This is a genomic window from Achromobacter sp. D7-1, assembly GCF_059760445.1.
Genome location: NZ_JCBAMT010000178.1, coordinates 1 through 438 on the forward strand (window position 1 = coordinate 1; position 438 = coordinate 438).

General features: G+C 65.1%; 1 pseudogene. It reads left to right on the forward strand.

The window, feature by feature from the left end:
- Window positions 1–438: pseudogene (locus AC6LKD_RS32665) on the forward strand (hypothetical protein); the annotation flags it as partial.

Here is a 438-nt window from a genome sequence, read left to right on the forward strand (position 1 = left end):
CCGACACGGACGCGGTGAACGTGAGCCAGCTGAAGTCCGTGGCCGACAACGTCGGCAGCTTGAACGATCGTGCGGTGACCTACGACGGCCAGTCGGGAGATCCCAAGAACCTGATCACCCTGGCCGGACCTGCATCCACGGACGGCGGTGTGACGGGCGGCACCAAGCTGACCAACCTCGCTCGCGGGGCCGTGTCGGCCGCCAGCACCGATGCGGTGAACGGCGCACAGCTGCACGAAACGAACCAGGACGTGCAGCGCGTGGGCGACAGGGTGACGACCATGGGCGATACGGTAAGCAACATGGGCAACACCGTGACGAATCTGGGCGACACGGTAACAAGCATGGGCGATACGGTGACCAACCTGGGCGACACCGTGACGAACCTGGGTGACACGGTCACGAACATGGGAGGCACCGTGACCACGCTGGGCGACA